Origin of the sequence: Flaviflagellibacter deserti (genome assembly GCF_042652085.1) — a bacterium.
Taxonomy (GTDB): Bacteria; Pseudomonadota; Alphaproteobacteria; order Rhizobiales; family Methylopilaceae; genus Flaviflagellibacter; species Flaviflagellibacter deserti.
In genome coordinates, this window is record NZ_JBHSJF010000006.1 from 1,583,678 (window position 1) to 1,600,972 (window position 17,295).

Consider the following 17,295-nt stretch of genomic DNA (forward strand, 5'->3'; position numbering starts at 1 on the left):
CCGCATTTCGGCTCGCGAATGTCGGAGAAGCTTCACGCCGTCAAGGTAAAACAATGGCGTACGAACCTTCTTTCCAACTGTCACGTTCCTGTCATTTGCGCTCGATAAGCGCTCAGCGTTCCAATCAATGGGGGGCGTTTCAATGCGCGCGAATTTCCTGAAGGCCACCGCCGTGGCACTTCTCGCCAGCACGGCTTTCACACCCGCCGTGGCGGCCGAGGTGTTCAACCGTGTCGCGACCTTCCCGGTCGTCAACAACCTGCCAGCGGACGCCGACAAATCCAAGCCGACGGTCTCCGAGATCATCTCCGTATCTGAAGACGGCAAGCTGCTCGTCTACACCGACAGCCCGCGCAAGGCGCTCGGCATGGTCGACATCACCGATCCGGCGCAGCCGAAGGCCGCCGGCTTCATCCAGCTCGAGGGCGAGCCGACCTCGGTCAAGGTCGTCGGCGACCGCGCCTTCGCTGCGGTGAACACCGGAGAGAACAAGCAGAACCCGACCGGCCACCTGGCCACGATCGACATCGCCTCGAAGAAGGTCGTCTCGAAATGCGATCTCGGCGGCCAGCCCGACTCGGTCGCAGCCGCTGCCGACAAGTCCTTCCTCACCATCGCGATCGAAAACGAGCGCGACGAGGACCTGAGCGAAGGCGCCATCCCGCAGATGCCGTCTGGCAGCCTCGCGATCGTCAATCTGAAGGGCGGCGAAGCCGACTGCACCTCGACCAGGTTCGTCGACGTCCGCAATCTCTCCCCGATCGCTCCCGACGATGCCGAGCCAGAATTCGTCGACGTCAACGGCAAGGGCGAGATCGCGCTCACGCTGCAGGAGAATAACCACCTCGTCGTCGTCGACGGCAAATCGGGCAAGGTCATCGATCACTTCCCGGCCGGCTCCGTCACTCTCGACAAGATCGACACCAAGAAGGACGGCGTCATCGCGCTCACGGGCAAGGCGGAAGACGTCGTCCGCGAGCCGGACGCCGTCGAATGGCTCGACGACGACCGCTTCGTCACCGCCAATGAAGGTGACTGGAAGGGCGGCAGCCGCGGCTTCACGATCTTCAACAAGGACGGCAAGGTCGATTACGAGTCTGGCGCCTCGTTCGAATACGAAGCGGTTCGCATCGGCCATTACCCCGACAAGCGCAACAAGAAGGGCGTCGAAGTCGAGGGCATCGCGGTTGGCACATTCGGCGCCGACCGCCTGATCTTCGTCGGCGCGGAGCGTGCCTCTGTCGTCGGCGTCTACAAGGACAACGGCGCCGGCAAGGCCCCGACCCTCCTCCAGATGCTGCCGGGTGGCGTCGGTCCCGAGGGCCTGCTGGCCATTCCGGACCGCAAGCTGTTCGTGACCGCCAGCGAGGCGGACAACCGTGAAGACGGCGGCCCCGGCTCGATGGTCACTGTCTATGCGCGCGCCGAAGGTACGGCGAATTATCCGACCATCGTCTCGGCCGATAAGGACGGCCTGCCGTCCGGCTGGGGCGCTCTTTCGGGTGCTGCGGTCGATCCGGCAAACCCGGGCCAGATCTTCGAGGTCACCGACAGCTTCTACTCGCAGGGCCGCATCCTGACGATCGACACGACCAAGACCCCGGCCGTGATCACCGGCGCCATCACCGTCACCCGTGACGGCGAGCCGGCCAAGGGCCTCGATCTCGAGGGTATCGCGGTTCGTCCGGAAGGCGGCTTTTGGCTCGCGTCCGAAGGCAATCCGGACAAGAAGGAAAACGCCACGAACTCGCAGCTCATCCGCGTCAACGCCAAGGGCGACGTGGAAGAGATCGTCGAGCTGCCGGACGCGCTCAAGAGCCAGCAGACCCGCTTCGGTTTCGAGGGTGTCGCGGTCACCGGCACCGGCGCCGACCAGATCGTCTGGCTCGCCGTCCAGCGCGAGTGGAAGGACGATGCCAAGGGCATGACCAAGCTCCTGGCCTACAAGCCTTCCGACAAGAGCTGGGGCGCGGTCTACTACCCGCTCGACAAGGTCGAAGGCGGTTGGGTTGGGCTGTCCGAGATCACCGCTGTCGACGGGGGCTTGATCGTCATAGAGCGCGACAACCTCGTTGGCGACGCGGCCAGGCTGAAGAAGCTGACCAAGGTCTCGCTGAAAGGCGTCACGCCGGCTCCGATCGGCGGCACGCTTCCGGTCCTGACCAAGACCACGGTCCGCGACCTCCTGCCCGACCTCAAGAAGCCGAACGGCTACGTTCTCGACAAGGTCGAGAGCTTCGCCATCGACAAGTCGGGCGAGGCGCTGATCATCACCGACAACGACGGTGTCGACGGCTCCTCGGGCGAGACGCAGTTCATCCGCCTCGGCAAGCTCAACCTCAACTGAGCCCTGCCACATCATGACAGGCCTCCAGCGTAACCCGCTGGAGGCTTTTTCTTTTTTCGACCTTCCCTGCCACAGGAAGCTGTGATTAGCTTGCCCTCGAACTTGACTTCACCACGAGGCGGGCGTGGCGATGTTTCTACGATTCGGCGGTTGGGCTGCGTGCGCCTTCATGGTTGCCTGCCCGTTCGATTTGGCCGCCGAGCCGGCCTCCCGGGGAGGTCTCCGTCGGCTCCTGTATTTCAGCGGCGTCGATATCTCATCGGTCTCCATGTTCAGTTGGGCGGGTGCCGACATCGCCTTGAAATCGCGCGATCTTTCCGGACCCGTCCTTCGTCTTGCCGGCGGTGTCGGCGGTTATGATTACGCTTCTGAATATGCAGCGAGCGGCCGCATCCACGGGGACGTCACTCTCGGCGAAATCGTCGCCGGCTGGCGGCGCCTCCGCCCAGGCCTCGCGGTCACGGCTCTCGCCGGTGTCGAGGTCGAGGACCATCGCCTCGATGTAGAGGACCCGGAGAACGATGTGTCAGGAACCGGTGTCGGAGCGCGGCTGATCGGCGAGCTTTGGTGGGAGCCCTCTGCCAATCGCCGTATCGAAGCTTCGATCGCCTATGGCACGGCATTCGATTTCTATAGGGTTCGGGTTGCCGGCGGAATGCACCTCTGGCGCGGCGTCTTTGTCGGACCGGAGATCGAGGTCTTCGGCAATGCCGGGTCGGACCAGCGCCGCGCCGGACTCTACATCCAGAACGTCGCGATCAAGGGACTTCGCTTCAAGACGAGCATTGGCGCTCTGGACGATGGAGACGACACCGGCGCCTACGGTCGCCTCGGCGTCGACGCGAAGTTCTAGCGCAACCGCCCTGTCGTTCTGAGCACGAAGGTCAGGACTTCGGCGACTGCCCGGTAGAGCTGTTCTGGAATCTCGGTATCGAGCTCGACATGCGACAGGGCTTCAGCGAGCGCGGGATTCTCCTCGATCGCGACGCCATGCTCCTTCGCCGCCGCGAGGATCGCTTCCGCGACCGCGCCTCGCCCCGACGCGGTTACGCGCGGCGCGGCTTTGTAGTCGTATTCGAGCGCGACCGCGATCGTGGGCTTGGTCTCGCTCATGAGCGCTGGTCCAGGAAGGCGCCCGGCGGCGGCAGATGCGATCTGAGGTGCCCCAGTCGGACGTTGAGCTCTTCGACGTCGAAGCCCGCGGCGGTCAAACCGTCTCGAAGCAGCGGAAGCGCCTCCTCCAGCAATTGGGCGATGTCGCTGCGCTCGACCCATATGCCGGCCACGACCGCTGTCCCCCGCATCTGTACGTCCGCCTGAAGCGGCCCGGTTTCCGGCAGGTCTAGCGCGGCTTGAACCCGCCAGCGTTTCTGCTTTCGCGGATCGTCGTTCTTCTTGCCGTCGCGTTCGACGACGAAGCCCATCAGCGCGGTCCGGCCGTCGAGCGCGATCGGAATCTCGCAGGACCAGCGGGCGTCGGGCGCATCGAAACGGCTGGGGGCATGATCGTCCGGCAGCGATGCCATCTGATGCAGGCTGACGCGCGAAATCGCGGCCTCGGTGTCGGCGAGAAGACGCGGCGCGATCTCTTCCAGCGGCTGGGTCTGCGCGGCGGCACGGAGCGCGTCGTGGGCATCGACGGGAGCATGCGAGACCGGCGGAGAACCGTGCGTCGGCGGCGGCGCGTCGGGCTTCTGTGCCGAAGGATAAAGGTGCCCCGGCGCGGGCGCTGGTTGTTGGCCAGGGAGCGGCAGGTTCGGCTCGCCAATCGGAAGCGCCGCGGCTTGCGCCAAGGCCAAGGTCGCAGCGCGTACGAGTGGACCTGGTGCGGGTTGGCCCTGTGGGAGAATGGCTTCCGGCATTCCAGGGAGGCCCGGCGGAACCGAGATAGTAGAAGGAGGTGCGGGCGGTACGACCTGCGGAACGGACGGTACGGATGCGGTTTGAGGCGGCGTCGGTTGCGGTTGAGCAGCGACCGACGGCATGGGCGCGGTAGCGGGCTGAGCGGGCAAAGGCGCCGGCGACACCTGCAGCAAGGTTCCGCGCGCCGTGACGACGGAGGCTCCGGGCGCCGGCTGCGGCGCACCATTCTCCACGATCGGCATTTGAGGCGCCCGTGGAGAGCCGGACGTCGGGGCTGGCAACAGGGTCTGCGCGTCCGGCGCCGGGAGCGCCAGCTGGGACTGGACGATTGCCTGCGCCGGAGCCGCCGGCATCTGCTGCGGTGCGGATACAGGACCACCCTGCCCGTTCGGCACCGTTTGCGGCGCGGCTCCTGTTGCCGAGCTTGGCTGTGCGGTTGATTGGATCGCCTCGTCGCCCTGGAGCATGACAGCCACAACCGGCACCGCGAGTTGCGCGGCAGGAACCTGCGCCATGCGCAAAGATGATTGCGCCGGCACGGCTGTTGGCGGCGAAACGGAAACCGCGGCGGAAACGGGAACCTGCGGTCGGACCTGGACCACGGACAGACCGGAATTCTGCGGAGGCGGCGGCGCCTGCACGTTCGGCGGAATGGGGGAAGCCTGAGCCGATGTCGGCTGGGTCAACGGCGCCAGGTTCGGCGGCGACGCATTTCCGGGGGTCTGCGATGGCGGCGCGCTCGGCTGTGCCGTGGCAGCGGGGGCCGGCACCGATTGTCCGGCAGCCGAAGCGGTCGTTGCAAGCGGTATGGCATCGACCAGCGTCTGGACAACCGCCCGCAATGACGACAGCGCGGCCTTCAGATCGAGCGGCGGCGGCGTGTCCGGGCTCGTTGCAAGCTGCGCCTCCGTGAACAGCCCCGATCGCGAGATGGCCTGCGCCAGCGCCGCAGGCCGGGGTGGCGCGTCAAACGGCGTCCGCATCGACAACAGCCTCTGCACCGCCTGACGGACGGGTTGCGGCAGATCCGGGCGATCCGGCAACTCCTCGAGCGTCGCGAACAATGGCGACATCGTCGCCTGCTTGGCGGCGGCGCCGCGGACGGCTTCCTTCAGCGCGGCGGCGATCATCGCCTCGCTCTGGTCAGGCGCTTCGCCGGTAACCGTGACCGTCACGCTGCCGTCCGGCTTCGCGGAGACCCGAACCGGCGTGCCTTCCGGCAGTTTCTCGGGCAGTGGCAGTTCGAACTCGCCGCCGTCGGAACTGATGAACTTGAACAATCCGTCGGCCAGAACGGCCGCGACCTTCGCCTCGACCAGCTGGCCGAGCGGGAACAAGGATGTTCCTTCGATCGGGCGCACGGTTGCGACCGGATTCGTGGAAATGCGTGCTCCGATGTTACGCACGTCGCTCATTCGGTGAGAAAAACCCGAACAGCCTTTCAATTCTCTTGCAAAGCGTCACGGCCTTGCGGATGTTGTGGCCGCATTGGGGCAGGCATCATTCTTGCCTGCATTGCACGTGTACCGGCCTTTCGGCCCAACAACCGGTCAACGGATGCGAAATCCCGCTTCGCGCCAGTCTTCCGGAAAGAGAGTAAGAGGCGCATGGAGTATTTCCTCCAGCAATTGATCAATGGAGTCTCCCTCGGCTCCATCTACGGCCTCATCGCCATCGGCTATACGATGGTTTACGGCATCATCGGCATGATCAACTTCGCGCACGGCGATATCTTCATGATATCGACGATGATTTCGCTGGTCGTTCTGGTCGGGCTTTTTACGCTCGGCGTCACGAACGTGATCCTGGTTCTGCTGATCATCCTCATCCTTTCGGTGCTCTTGACCTCGCTTTACGGCTGGACGGTCGAGCGCATGGCCTACCGCCCTCTCCGCGGCTCGTTCCGCCTGGCGCCGCTGATCTCGGCGATCGGAATGTCGATCGTGCTGCAGAACTATGCCCAGAACGCCCAGGGCGCGGACAAGAAGGCCTTCACTTCGCTGATCCCGGGCGGCATCGAGTTCTTCAAGGAATCGACCTTCTCGGTGTGGCTGCAGTACTCGCAGATCGCCGTGATGGTGATGACCGTCGTCGTTCTCGTCATCTTCACCTATGTCGTGACGAAGACGCCGCTGGGACGTGCCCAGCGCGCCTGCGAGCAGGACATGAAAATGGCCTCGCTGCTGGGCATCGACGTCGACCGGACGATATCGCTGACCTTCGTCATGGGCGCCGCGCTCGCCGCCGTCGCCGGCCTGATGCACCTGCTCTATTATGGCTCGACCGATTTCTACGCGGGCTTCGTCGTCGGCATCAAAGCCTTCACGGCGGCGGTGCTTGGCGGCATCGGCTCGCTGCCGGGCGCAGTGCTCGGCGGTATTACAATCGGACTGATCGAGACCTTCTTCGCCGGCTATGTCTCCGTCGACTACAAGGACGTCGCCGCGTTCTCGATCCTGTCCATCGTCCTGATCTTCCTGCCGACCGGTCTCCTCGGCCGGCCCGAAGTTGAAAAGGTGTGAGATGACCGACGAACCCGTCGAGACTTCTCCCGCGAAAGACCCTCATCCCGCCGCAGCCCTCCTGAAGGACGCGGCCATTTGGGGCCTCATCACGCTCGCGACGACCGCTCCGATTGTCGGTCTGCAGACCGTCGCACAGGGCGGCCGCTACCAATTCAACGAACGCTGGGGCACGGTTCTCGCGCTTGCCGCCATCGTCTTCTTCGGCCGCATCTTCCTCAACCTCACCATCTGGCGTGAGGCTCGGAGCCCGAAGGCGCGGGCCGCCGCGGGCACCATTCTGGAAACCAAGACCGCGCTCAATCTGCGCAAATACCTCGTTCCGGCCATGGTGTTGATCGCCCTGACCTACCCCTTCCTGTCGGTCTGGATTTCGGGCGGCCTGGTCACCGGCCGCTACTGGGTCGATCTCGGCATCCTGGTCATGACCTACATCCTGCTCGGATGGGGTCTGAACATCGTGGTCGGTCTCGCCGGCCTGCTCGACCTCGGCTACGTCGCCTTCTACGCCGTGGGCGCCTACACCTTCGCGATCCTGTCGATGAATTTCGGCATGTCGTTCTGGCTCTGCCTGCCGATCGCGGGCCTGATCGCCGCGCTGTTCGGCGTGGTCCTCGGCTTCCCCGTGCTGCGCCTGCGCGGCGATTATCTGGCGATCGTCACCCTCGCCTTCGGTGAGATCATCCGCCTCGTCCTGATCAACTGGCGCGAATTGAGCGGCGGCGCGTCCGGCATCAACCAGATTCCGCGGCCGAGCTTCTTCGGCCTGCAGTTCGTGGCGACGGGAGAGAACAGCTTCGCCCAGTATTTCGGCATCCCGTTCTCGCCGGTGCACCGCCTGATCTTCTTCTATTACGTGATCCTGGCACTCGCCTTCATCGTCCTGCTTGTGACGATCCGCCTGCGCCGCCTGCCGATCGGGCGGGCCTGGGAAGCCCTGCGCGAAGACGAGATCGCCTGCCGCTCGCTCGGCATTTCGGTGGTCAACACCAAGCTGACGGCGTTCGCGCTCGGAGCGATGTTCGGCGGCTTCGCCGGTACCGTCTTTGCCGCGCGTCAGGGCTATATCAGCCCGTCTGACTTCACCTTCCTGCAGTCGGCGCTGATCCTCGCCATCGTCGTCCTCGGCGGCCTCGGCTCGAATCTCGGCGTCGTCTTCTCGGCTCTGATCATGATCGGCGGCATCGAGATGCTGCGGAACCTCGGCTTCATCAGAGCCATCTTCGGCGAGGGCTTCGATCCGGTTCAGTACCGCATGCTGATCTTCGGCCTCGTCATGGTGATCATCATGGTCTGGCGTCCGCGCGGCATCATCTCGTCGCGCGATCCATCGGTCTTCCTCAAGAAGAAGAAGACGGTCAGTGCGGCCATGGTCAGCGAAGGACGCGGCTGATGTCGGCCAATCCAGTCCTTCTGCGCGTCGAAAATCTCTCGATGCGCTTCGGCGGCCTTGTTGCCGTCGACAGCCTGTCGTTCGACGCCCGCCGCGGCGAGATCACGGCAATCATCGGCCCGAACGGCGCCGGCAAGACCACCGTGTTCAACTGCATCACAGGTTTCTACAAGCCGTCGGAAGGTCGTCTCGCGCTCGTCCATGGCGACGAGGCGATTCTGTCGCAGATCGACGAAGTTACGGTTTCGGGCCTCAAGTCGGTCAAGAAGAACGGCAGCGAGCTGTTCCTTCTGGAGCGGCTGCAGAACCATAAGGTCTCACAGACGGCCCACGTCGCGCGCACGTTCCAGAACATCCGCCTGTTCGGCGGCATGACGCTGCTCGAAAACCTGCTCATCGCCCAGCACAACAAGCTGATGGTGGCCTCGGGATATTCGTTCCTCGGTCTTTTCGGTCTAGGCGGCTACGGAGCGGCCGAGAAGGAGGCGATCGACCGCGCCAGCTATTGGCTGGAGCGCGTGAAGCTGATCGACCGTGCCGACGACCCGGCCGCGAGCCTGCCCTACGGCGCCCAGCGGCGTCTGGAGATCGCTCGCGCGATGTGCTCGGAACCGGTCATGCTCTGCCTCGACGAACCGGCCGCCGGCCTCAATGCGAACGAGAGCCACGAGCTCAACGAGCTCCTCCTCTACATCCGCAACCAGCACCAGACCTCGCTCCTTCTGATCGAACACGACATGAGCGTGGTGATGGGGATTTCGGACCGCGTGATCGTGCTCGACTACGGAAAGAAGATCGCCGACGGGGCCCCGGCCGATGTCCGTCAGGACCCGAAGGTTATCGCCGCCTATCTCGGCGTCGAGGAAGACGAGACGGAAGCCGTGCAGGAGGAGGTCTCGCGATGAGCGCTCTCCTCTCCATCAGGGGCGTCCACACCTATTACGGCAATATCCGCGCGCTCGCGGGCGTCGACCTCGAGGTCAATCAGGGCGAGATCGTCGCGCTGATCGGCTCGAACGGTGCCGGCAAATCGACCCTGATGATGACCATCTTCGGCGCCCCGCGCGCCCGTGAAGGCCATGTCGTCTTCGAGGGTCGCGACATTACCCGGATGGCCGCGCATCACATTGCGCGGCTGCGCATCGCCCAGTCGCCCGAAGGCCGCCGCATCTTCGCCCGCATGAGCGTGCTCGAAAACCTGCAGATGGGCTCGGTCGTCGCCGGCGCGGAACACTTCGAAGAGGATCTGGAGCGCGTTTTCACGCTGTTCCCGCGTCTCAAGGAGCGCCTTACCCAGCGCGGCGGCACGCTGTCCGGCGGCGAGCAGCAGATGCTCGCGATCGCCCGCGCATTGATGAGCCGCCCTCGCCTGCTTCTCCTCGATGAGCCGTCGCTCGGCCTCGCGCCGCTGATCGTGAAGCAGATCTTCGACGCGATCCGCCAACTCAACCAGACCGAAGGCCTCACGGTCTTCATCGTCGAGCAGAACGCGTATCATGCGCTCAAGCTCGCGCATCGCGGCTACGTGATGGTCAATGGCCGGATCACGCTGTCGGGGCCGAGCGCGGAATTGCTCTCGCGCGAGGAAGTGCGAGCTGCATACCTCGAAGGCGGACACTGAAGGAGCCGGCATGGGCATTCTCTGGGAAGTCGGCATTTCGGATTTCATCATCGTCACGCTCGTGCTCGGTTGCTCGGCAGCGATGATGACGGGACGTGCAACAGCGATCGGCTGGGAGCCGGCCTGGCGCGCGGTTGTGTGGATGATCCCCCTCGCCGCCGCCGTGCGCTTCATCCACTTCGCGCTGTTCCACGGCACGCTTCTGTCGGCGCAATTCTACCTCGTCGACTTCATCATTCTCAGCGCCGCCGCGCTGCTCGGACACCGCCTCACGCGGGTCCGGCAGATGACGCGCCGCTATGCGTGGGCTGTCGAGCCTGATGGCTCGTTCTCCTGGCGGCTGCGCAACTCGGATGCCGCATGAAGAACTGGCTTTCCCTTATTGAAAAGCCATGCACAATACTTGCATGCGGCTGCTGCCGCTCGGGGCCAAGAACCTCCGAGAAGACATGGAGAGGCTGATGACCAAGAAATTGTTGACGGGCCTTCTGCTCGGCGCATCGCTCGCTTTCGCGGGTGCTGCCCAGGCGCAGGATATCAAGATCGTTCTTCAGGGCCCGATCACGGGCAGCGAAGCGACCTTCGGTGCGCAGATGAAGGCCGGCGCCGAGCGCGCTGTCGCCGACATCAACGCTGCCGGCGGCCTGCTCGGCAAGAAGATCGCCATCCAGATCGAAGACGACAAGTGCGACGGCACGGAATCGACCTCGGTCGCCAACCGCGTCGCCGGTTCGGGCGCATCGTTCGTCGTCGGTTCGTACTGCTCGGGCGCGTCGATTCCGGCCTCCTCGGTTTACGCCGAGTCCGGCATCGTCCAGATCTCGCCGGCTTCGACCAACCCGAAGTTCACCGACCAGCGCCCCGGCCCCGGCATCTACCGCGTCTGTGGTCGTGACGACCAGCAGGGCCCGGCCGCCGCGAAGTTCATCCAGTCCAAATTCCCGGGCAAGAAGATCGCCTTCCTGAACGACAAGTCGCCCTACGGCGAAGGTCTCGCGATGGAAGCCCAGAAGGCCTACGAGGCCGCCGGCGGCAAGCCGGTCCTCGTCGACGCGTTCAACAAGGGCGACACCGACTTCTCGGCCCTGGTCTCGAAGCTGAAGGCCGCGGGCGCGGATCTCGTCTATGCCGGCACCTACCACACCGAAGCCGGCAACCTCGTGAAGCAGCTTCGCCAGCAGGGCGTGAAGGCTCCGGTCATGGCCGGCGACGCGCTCGTCAGCGAAGAGTTCTGGACCATCGCCGGCAAGGACGGTGAAGGCACGCTGATGACCTTCTCGCCGGACCCGGCCAAGAACGCCGCGAACGCCGAGATCGTGAAGAAGTTCGAAGCCGCCGGCGTGAAGCCGGAAGGCTACGTCCTCTACACCTACGCCGCTGTTCAGGCATGGGCCGAGGCCGTGAAGACCGCGAAGTCGACCGAAGCTCCGGCCGTGATCAAGGCGCTCGACTCGGGCTCGTTCAAGACCGTCATCGGCGACGTCAAGTTCGACGCCAAGGGCGATGTCACCCTGCCGGGCTACGTCGTCTACGAGTGGAAGGATGGCAAGTACGATTACGTGAACTAATCGTCGGCCTCTGAATGACAGAGCCCGCTCCGGGAAACCGGGGCGGGCTTTTTGTTGCCTTCTCCCAACGAGGGAGAGGGTAAGATCACCCCAGTTTTCCAAGCACCGGGAACGTCTCCAGCAGCCAGAATGAAAACCGGGTGATCCAACCCGTCAGGAAGGCGATCCCGACGAGGATCAGCAGAAAGCCGATCACCTGCTCCACCCGACCGAGATGGCGGCGGAAGCGGCCGAGAAACTGGGAGAAGGGCCCCATCGCCAGGGCCGCCAGCAGAAATGGCAGGCCGAGCCCCGCCGCATAGATCGCAAGCAGTCCAGCTCCTCGGGTCACCGTCGCCTCGCCTGCCGCGACCGTCAGCACCGCCGCGAGAACCGGCCCGATACACGGCGTCCAGCCGAAGCCGAAGGCCAGGCCCATCGGATAGCCGCCCCAGATCCCGACCGGCTTGGCCGGGTTGAAGCGGGCCTCGCGGTAAAGAAACCCGATCCTGAACACACCGAGGAAGTGCAGACCCATGACGATGATGCCGATGCCGGCCGCCATCGTCAGCCAGGCGAGATGCTGACGGATGAGGCCGCCGAACACCGAGGCCGTCGCGCCCAACGCGACGAACACCGTGCCGAAACCAAGGACGAACAGCAGCGCCGTCGCCAGAGTGCGGAGCAGCACCGCTCTCCCCGGCCGCTTCGCCTGGAGCTCCTCCAGCGAAGTGCCCGCGAGATAGGACAGATAGGCCGGCACGAGCGGCAGCACGCAGGGCGTGAGGAAACTCAGCATGCCGGCAAGGAAGACGGCGGGAAGCGTGATCTCGTGCATGGCGTGGTTCTAGTCCCGCGCAGGGAGAGGCGCCAGCGCTGCCTTGTCCCACCACCCCATACCCTCTCTGCTCTCATGCCCGGGCCCGACCCGGGCATCCAGAGCCAAGCAACGGGCAGCTGGCTGGATTGCCGGGTCAAGCCCGGCAATGACGGAGAGACTTGACAATATTCCTATCATGTGCTTATCCTCCCGTCATCTTCACCCTGCGAGGGGCGCTTGCCAGGTACCGGCCGGCCGGCGCGGGATGAGGAGCGGCGCCTGCGGGCGGGGTCCGGAACCCCGCTCCCGGGAGGCCGGAGGATGTAGGACGACCGAGAAGGTCGTCTGACGCGCGGGCCCGTCGGGCACCATGACCCGTCCGTGCCATGCACTGGGGACGAGCCGTGGTCTTCGAAGGCTCTCAAACCTTCGACGGCCATCGGCCGTGGAAGCGCCCGCCTCCTCCGACTTAACCGCCGTGCGTGGGATGCGGATCGCGTCAACACACAAACCATTCAGAGGATGCGACCGCATCCCCCGCCCCTCCGAGGGGCGATCTTTCCGACATCGTTGTTTTGGGCAGGCGAGGATGAAGCGCGCCCATCTTGCCCTTGCCCGTCCCCGCTCCGCCCTCTAGAACAACGCCAAAATCCCAGTCCCAGCAAAAATATCCGGAGCGCGGCCGCCATGGCACGTCAGTTCATCTACCACATGAGTGGCCTGTCGAAGACCTATCCGGGCGGCAAGAAGGTCCTCGAGAACGTTCACCTCTCCTTCTATCCGGACGCCAAGATCGGCGTGCTCGGCGTCAACGGCTCCGGCAAGTCGAGCCTGCTGCGCATCATGGCCGGCATCGACAAGGAGTTTAACGGCGAGGCTTGGGCCGCACAGGGCGCCAAGGTCGGCTACCTGCCGCAGGAACCGCACCTCGATCCTTCGCTGACGGTCCGCCAGAACGTCATGCTCGGCGTCGCCGAGAAGCAGGCGATCCTCGACCGCTACAACGATCTCGCGGTGAACTATTCCGACGAGACCGCGGACGAGATGACCAAGCTGCAGGACGAGATCGAGGCTCAGGGCCTCTGGGATCTCGATGCCCGCGTCGACCAGGCAATGGAGGCGCTCCGCTGCCCGCCGGACGACGCGGATCCGAACAATCTCTCAGGCGGTGAGCGCCGCCGCGTTGCCCTCTGCAAGCTCCTGCTCGAACAGCCGGACCTGCTCCTCCTCGACGAACCGACCAACCATCTCGACGCCGAGACGACGCAGTGGCTGGAGAACCACCTCCGCAACTATCCGGGCGCGATCCTGATCGTCACCCACGATCGCTATTTCCTGGACAACGTCACGAGCTGGATCCTCGAACTCGACCGCGGCCGCGGCATTCCCTACGAGGGCAATTACTCCTCATGGCTCGGCCAGAAGCAGAAGCGCCTCGCCCAGGAGGCCAGTGAAGACAGCGCCCGCCAGCGCGCCCTCGCCGCCGAGTCCGAATGGATTTCCGCCTCGCCCAAGGCCCGTCAGGCCAAGAGCAAGGCGCGCATCCAGCGTTATGATGAACTGGTCAAGAAGGCTGCCGACAAGGCGCCGGGCACGGCGCAGATCGTCATTCCCGTCGCCGAGCGCCTGGGCAACAACGTGGTCGATTTCACCGGCCTCACCAAGGGCTTCGCCGACCGCCTGCTGATCGATGACCTCACCTTCAAGCTGCCGCCCGGCGGCATTGTCGGCGTCATCGGCCCGAACGGCGCCGGCAAGACCACGCTCTTCCGCATGCTCACCGGTCAGGAAACGCCGGATGCCGGAAAGATCGAAATCGGCGAGAGCGTGCAACTCGGCTATGTCGATCAGTCGCGCGACGCGCTCGATCCCAACAAGAACGTCTGGGAAGAGATCTCCGGCGGCAACGACATCATCTACCTCGGCAAGAAAGAGGTGAACTCGCGCGCCTACACCTCGGCCTTCAACTTCAAGGGCTCCGACCAGCAGAAGAAGGTCGGCCAGCTCTCGGGTGGTGAGCGCAACCGCGTCCATCTCGCCAAGATGCTGAAGTCGGGCGCAAACGTCCTTCTCCTCGACGAGCCGACCAACGACCTCGACGTCGAGACGCTCCGCGCACTCGAAGAAGCGCTGGAAGATTTCGCCGGCTGCGCCGTGGTCATCAGCCATGATCGCATGTTCCTCGACCGTATTGCGACGCACATGCTGGCCTTCGAGGGCGACAGCCATGTCGAATGGTTCGAGGGCAATTTCCAGGACTACGAGGAAGACAAGAAGCGTCGCCTCGGTCCCGATGCCGTCGAGCCGAAACGGCTGAAGTACAAGAAGTTCAGCCGCTGACGGCCGTCTGTTTCCGTGCCCTTCGCGGCGCGGAAGCCACGCGAAAAACCTGTTCACCGCGTCGCGGCAAAAATGATTTGTTGGCGATTGCTGCCCATTATTGCGCGCATCCTTTAGGTTCCCTTGGAACTCACCCAGTCGGAGTGTAGTTTCCAGCACAGGGGAACGCGCAATAAACGAGGCAAGCAGCTATGGCCGGTGAACGATCACTGTGGGAGCGTGTCAAGGAAACACTCCTGAAATGGGGTGATGACGATCGCGTGCAGGGCCTGGTGAAGAAGGCCCAGGCGACCGTCAACGAAGTCGCGGACAGCATCACCCACTCGAAGTCGGAACCCGCGCCGAAGAAGGCGACCACCGTCCGCAAGGCCGCGCCGAAGTCGACCGCCCGCCGCGCACCGCCGAAGGCAAGCACGACCAAGGCCCGCAGCGCCGCCAAGTCCACAGCGGCACCGAAGACCGCCAAGGCTCCGGCCGCGAAGGCCGCCAAGCCCAAGCCGCCTGCGAAGCCGAAGGCGCCAGCGAAGGCGGCCAGTTCCTCGGCCGCTTCAGCAGCCGCGAAAGCGCCTGCCGCCAAGAAGCCCGCCACGAAAAAGCCTGCGGCTTCGAAGACCGCCGCCTCTTCCAGCGCATCGGCCATCAGCTCCGCTTCCGCAAAGCCGGCGGTTGCCAAACCAGCGGCAACGCCGAAAGCAGCGAAGCCTGCCGCTCCGAAGGCCACCACTCCAAAGACTACGACGCCCAAGACCCCAGCCAAGCGCACCGCACCGAAGAAGCCTGCCCCCGCGAAGCCCGGGCCGGCCGAAGACGGCGGTTCAGAACCCGGTCCGGCCGCTTCCTAAATTAACGACTGAGCCGCAAGGCATCTTGCGGCGCTGAGCCAGACGGCATAAAGATATCTTTATGTCCGAACGTGAATCGAGGCAGTTCCCGCTGCCTCCTCTTCTTTCCGTGCTCCGCGCCGCCGGCGAAGAGACGCGCTTGCGTATCCTTGCGTTGCTCGCGCAGGGCGAGCTTAACGTTTCCGACCTCACCGACATTCTCGGCCAGTCGCAGCCACGCATCTCGCGCCACCTCAAGCTCCTTGTCGAGGCCGGTCTGGTTGAGCGCCAGCGCGAAGGTAGCTGGGCTTTCTTTCGGCTGACCGACAGCGAGCCCGCCTCCGGCGTCGCGCAGGCAGTTCTGCAGCGTCTGGATCGGGGCGACCATGATCTCGCCCGCGACCGTGAACGGCTCGCCGAGGTGCGTTCGTCGAGCGCGGAAAAGGCTGCCGCCTATTTCTCGCAACACGCCGACAATTGGGAAAACATCCGCGCTCTGCATGTCGAGGAGACGGCAGTCGAAGCGGCGATCCGCGTCGCGGTTGGTAGCAAACCCATCCATGCGATGCTCGACATCGGCACCGGCACCGGCCGCATCATCGAGTTGCTCGGCCCGCAGGCGACAAGGTCCGTCGGCGTCGATGCCTCGCTCGACATGCTGTCGGTCGCGCGCGCCAATCTCGCGCACAAGGGTCTGCTTTCGGCTCAGCTTCGGCAGGGTGACGTCTATGCCCTGCCCGTCCCGCCGCAGAGTTTCGACCTCGTCGTCATCCATCAGGTCCTGCACTTCCTCGACGAGCCGGCGCGCGCCATCCGCGAAGCGGCCCGAGCGCTGTCGCCGGGCGGCCGCCTGCTCATCGTCGACTTCGCGCCGCATGAGCTCGAATTTCTGCGCGACCAGCACGCCCATCGCCGCCTCGGTTTCGCCCCGGATCAGGTCGAGAACTGGCTGCGCCAGGCGGGTCTGGAGCCCGTGCAGCATCACGACCTCGCGGCTCCGGGAGGCGAGCCCGACAAGTTGACCGTGTCGATCTGGCTCGCACGCGATCCGCGCATCATCACCGATATCCCACTCACAGACACCGGCCGGGCCGTGGCATGACAAACAACAACAACGACAGCGAACGCCTGAGCCGCCGCGAGGATCACAGCAAGATCGGCGTCTCATTCGAGTTCTTTCCGCCCAAAACGGCGGAGGCCGAGGTCAGCCTGTGGGCGTCGATCGGCAAACTGCTTCCGCTCGCCCCGCGTTTCGTGTCGGTGACGTATGGGGCGGGCGGTTCGACGCGCGAGCGTACGCACCAGACCGTCACGCGCCTCGTGCGCGAAACCGAAACGCCACCCGCAGCGCACCTCACCTGCGTCGCCGCGACCCGCGAAGAGATCGACGACGTCGCCCGCGCCTATTGGGAGGCCGGTGTCCGCCACATCGTCGCGCTACGCGGCGACCCGCCGGCTGGTATCGGCGCGCATTACGAGCCGCATCCCGGCGGCTATGCCTATTCGAACGATCTCGTCGCCGGCCTGAAAGACATCGCCGGGTTCGAGGTCTCGGTCGCCGCCTATCCGGAAAAGCATCCGGAGAGCCCGTCGATCGACGCCGATATCGATGCGTTGAAGGCAAAGGTCGATGCCGGCGCCGACCGTGCGATCACCCAGTTCTTCTTCGACAACGATACTTATGAGCGCTACGTCGAGCGCGTCCGCAAGGCCGGGATCGAAATCCCGATCGTGCCGGGCATCGTCCCGGTGCACTCGTTCAAGGCCGTCTCGAATTTCGCGAGCCGCGCAGGCGCAAGCGTGCCGGCATGGTTGGCGCAGCGCTTCGACGGGCTGGAGGACGATCCCGCAACCCGTCAGCTGGTCGCGTCGGCCGTGGCGGCGGAACAGGTGCTCGACCTCGTCGATCGCGGCATCACCGACTTCCACTTCTACACGATGAATCGGGCCGATCTCGTCTACGCGATCTGCCATCTGCTGGGCCTGCGCCCCAAGGTCGAGGAAGCGGCATAGTTCCCCTC

General features: G+C 64.7%; 15 protein-coding genes. 12 read left to right on the top strand and 3 right to left on the bottom strand.

Annotated elements, in window-relative coordinates; translation table 11 throughout:
• Positions 1-142: 142 nt before the first annotated feature.
• Both ACFPFW_RS14825 and bcsS read left to right on the top strand, forming a co-directional pair.
• On the top strand, positions 143-2,347 hold the full coding sequence (locus ACFPFW_RS14825) for an esterase-like activity of phytase family protein (protein WP_114958261.1): 2,205 nt from the start codon (positions 143-145) through the stop codon (positions 2,345-2,347).
• A 169-nt stretch (positions 2,348-2,516) separates the two neighbouring features.
• Positions 2,517-3,200 carry a cellulose biosynthesis protein BcsS gene (bcsS, locus tag ACFPFW_RS14830; RefSeq protein WP_379771497.1) on the top strand — a complete coding sequence of 228 codons (684 nt, stop codon included), beginning with the start codon at positions 2,517-2,519 and terminating at the stop codon, positions 3,198-3,200.
• Here bcsS and ACFPFW_RS14835 read toward each other — a convergent pair.
• On the bottom strand, positions 3,197-3,460 hold the full coding sequence (locus ACFPFW_RS14835) for an EscU/YscU/HrcU family type III secretion system export apparatus switch protein (protein ID WP_114958263.1): 264 nt from the start codon (positions 3,458-3,460) through the stop codon (positions 3,197-3,199). The two genes, bcsS and ACFPFW_RS14835, sit on opposite strands and share 4 nt — an antisense overlap.
• On the bottom strand, positions 3,457-5,616 hold the full coding sequence (gene fliK, locus ACFPFW_RS14840; protein ID WP_379771306.1) for a flagellar hook-length control protein FliK: 2,160 nt from the start codon (positions 5,614-5,616) through the stop codon (positions 3,457-3,459). Before fliK ends, ACFPFW_RS14835 begins: the two co-directional genes overlap by 4 nt.
• Positions 5,617-5,817: 201 nt before the next feature.
• Between fliK and ACFPFW_RS14845 the strand changes: the two genes are divergently transcribed.
• The 6 genes from ACFPFW_RS14845 (at position 5,818) to ACFPFW_RS14870 (ending at position 11,314) form a co-directional block, all read left to right on the top strand.
• Positions 5,818-6,732: an ABC transporter permease subunit gene (locus tag ACFPFW_RS14845; protein ID WP_114958265.1), complete on the top strand. Its 915-nt coding sequence runs from the start codon at positions 5,818-5,820 to the stop codon at positions 6,730-6,732.
• 1 nt (position 6,733) lies between these two features.
• Positions 6,734-8,125 (top strand): high-affinity branched-chain amino acid ABC transporter permease LivM, encoded by a 1,392-nt coding sequence (gene livM / locus ACFPFW_RS14850; protein ID WP_114958266.1) that lies wholly within the window; start codon positions 6,734-6,736, stop codon positions 8,123-8,125.
• Positions 8,125-9,030: an ABC transporter ATP-binding protein gene (locus ACFPFW_RS14855; RefSeq protein ID WP_114958267.1), complete on the top strand. Its 906-nt coding sequence runs from the start codon at positions 8,125-8,127 to the stop codon at positions 9,028-9,030. Before livM ends, ACFPFW_RS14855 begins: the two co-directional genes overlap by 1 nt.
• A complete protein-coding gene (locus ACFPFW_RS14860) occupies positions 9,027-9,746 on the top strand; it encodes an ABC transporter ATP-binding protein (RefSeq protein WP_114958268.1) in 720 nt (239 codons plus the stop codon). Before ACFPFW_RS14855 ends, ACFPFW_RS14860 begins: the two co-directional genes overlap by 4 nt.
• 10 nt (positions 9,747-9,756) lie before the next feature.
• A complete protein-coding gene (locus ACFPFW_RS14865) occupies positions 9,757-10,110 on the top strand; it encodes a DUF6867 family protein (RefSeq protein WP_114958269.1) in 354 nt (117 codons plus the stop codon).
• 97 nt (positions 10,111-10,207) lie between these two features.
• On the top strand, positions 10,208-11,314 hold the full coding sequence (locus ACFPFW_RS14870) for a branched-chain amino acid ABC transporter substrate-binding protein (RefSeq protein WP_114958277.1): 1,107 nt from the start codon (positions 10,208-10,210) through the stop codon (positions 11,312-11,314).
• A gap of 85 nt (positions 11,315-11,399) precedes the next feature.
• Here the strand turns inward: ACFPFW_RS14870 and ACFPFW_RS14875 are convergent, their stop codons facing one another.
• On the bottom strand, positions 11,400-12,131 hold the full coding sequence (locus ACFPFW_RS14875) for a cytochrome c biogenesis CcdA family protein (RefSeq protein ID WP_114958270.1): 732 nt from the start codon (positions 12,129-12,131) through the stop codon (positions 11,400-11,402).
• A 669-nt stretch (positions 12,132-12,800) separates the two neighbouring features.
• On the opposite strand from ACFPFW_RS14875, the gene ettA reads away from it, so the two are divergent.
• From ettA to metF, 4 genes are all read left to right on the top strand, one after another.
• Entirely contained in the window at positions 12,801-14,453 is a 1,653-nt protein-coding gene (gene ettA / locus ACFPFW_RS14880; RefSeq protein ID WP_114958102.1) for an energy-dependent translational throttle protein EttA, read from the top strand.
• 191 nt (positions 14,454-14,644) lie between these two features.
• On the top strand, positions 14,645-15,295 hold the full coding sequence (locus ACFPFW_RS14885; RefSeq protein WP_162799751.1) for a histone: 651 nt from the start codon (positions 14,645-14,647) through the stop codon (positions 15,293-15,295).
• 61 nt (positions 15,296-15,356) lie between these two features.
• On the top strand, positions 15,357-16,376 hold the full coding sequence (locus tag ACFPFW_RS14890) for an ArsR/SmtB family transcription factor (protein ID WP_114958101.1): 1,020 nt from the start codon (positions 15,357-15,359) through the stop codon (positions 16,374-16,376).
• Complete coding sequence (gene metF, locus ACFPFW_RS14895; RefSeq protein WP_114958100.1) at positions 16,373-17,287, top strand: methylenetetrahydrofolate reductase [NAD(P)H]; 915 nt, start codon at positions 16,373-16,375, stop codon at positions 17,285-17,287. Before ACFPFW_RS14890 ends, metF begins: the two co-directional genes overlap by 4 nt.
• The last annotated feature ends 8 nt before the right edge of the window (positions 17,288-17,295 follow it).

What these genes read in the sequence shown, in the direction of transcription:
- ACFPFW_RS14825 (WP_114958261.1), top strand. Translation starts at nt 143, where the DNA reads ATGCGCGCGAATTTCCTGAAGGCCACCGCCGTGGCACTTCTCGCCAGC.
- bcsS (WP_379771497.1), top strand. Translation starts at nt 2,517, where the DNA reads ATGGTTGCCTGCCCGTTCGATTTGGCCGCCGAGCCGGCCTCCCGGGGA.
- ACFPFW_RS14835 (WP_114958263.1), bottom strand. Translation starts at nt 3,460, where the DNA reads ATGAGCGAGACCAAGCCCACGATCGCGGTCGCGCTCGAATACGACTAC.
- ACFPFW_RS14845 (WP_114958265.1), top strand. Translation starts at nt 5,818, where the DNA reads ATGGAGTATTTCCTCCAGCAATTGATCAATGGAGTCTCCCTCGGCTCC.
- livM (WP_114958266.1), top strand. Translation starts at nt 6,734, where the DNA reads ATGACCGACGAACCCGTCGAGACTTCTCCCGCGAAAGACCCTCATCCC.
- ACFPFW_RS14855 (WP_114958267.1), top strand. Translation starts at nt 8,125, where the DNA reads ATGTCGGCCAATCCAGTCCTTCTGCGCGTCGAAAATCTCTCGATGCGC.
- ACFPFW_RS14860 (WP_114958268.1), top strand. Translation starts at nt 9,027, where the DNA reads ATGAGCGCTCTCCTCTCCATCAGGGGCGTCCACACCTATTACGGCAAT.
- ACFPFW_RS14865 (WP_114958269.1), top strand. Translation starts at nt 9,757, where the DNA reads ATGGGCATTCTCTGGGAAGTCGGCATTTCGGATTTCATCATCGTCACG.
- ACFPFW_RS14870 (WP_114958277.1), top strand. Translation starts at nt 10,208, where the DNA reads ATGACCAAGAAATTGTTGACGGGCCTTCTGCTCGGCGCATCGCTCGCT.
- ACFPFW_RS14875 (WP_114958270.1), bottom strand. Translation starts at nt 12,131, where the DNA reads ATGCACGAGATCACGCTTCCCGCCGTCTTCCTTGCCGGCATGCTGAGT.
- ettA (WP_114958102.1), top strand. Translation starts at nt 12,801, where the DNA reads ATGGCACGTCAGTTCATCTACCACATGAGTGGCCTGTCGAAGACCTAT.
- ACFPFW_RS14885 (WP_162799751.1), top strand. Translation starts at nt 14,645, where the DNA reads ATGGCCGGTGAACGATCACTGTGGGAGCGTGTCAAGGAAACACTCCTG.
- ACFPFW_RS14890 (WP_114958101.1), top strand. Translation starts at nt 15,357, where the DNA reads ATGTCCGAACGTGAATCGAGGCAGTTCCCGCTGCCTCCTCTTCTTTCC.
- metF (WP_114958100.1), top strand. Translation starts at nt 16,373, where the DNA reads ATGACAAACAACAACAACGACAGCGAACGCCTGAGCCGCCGCGAGGAT.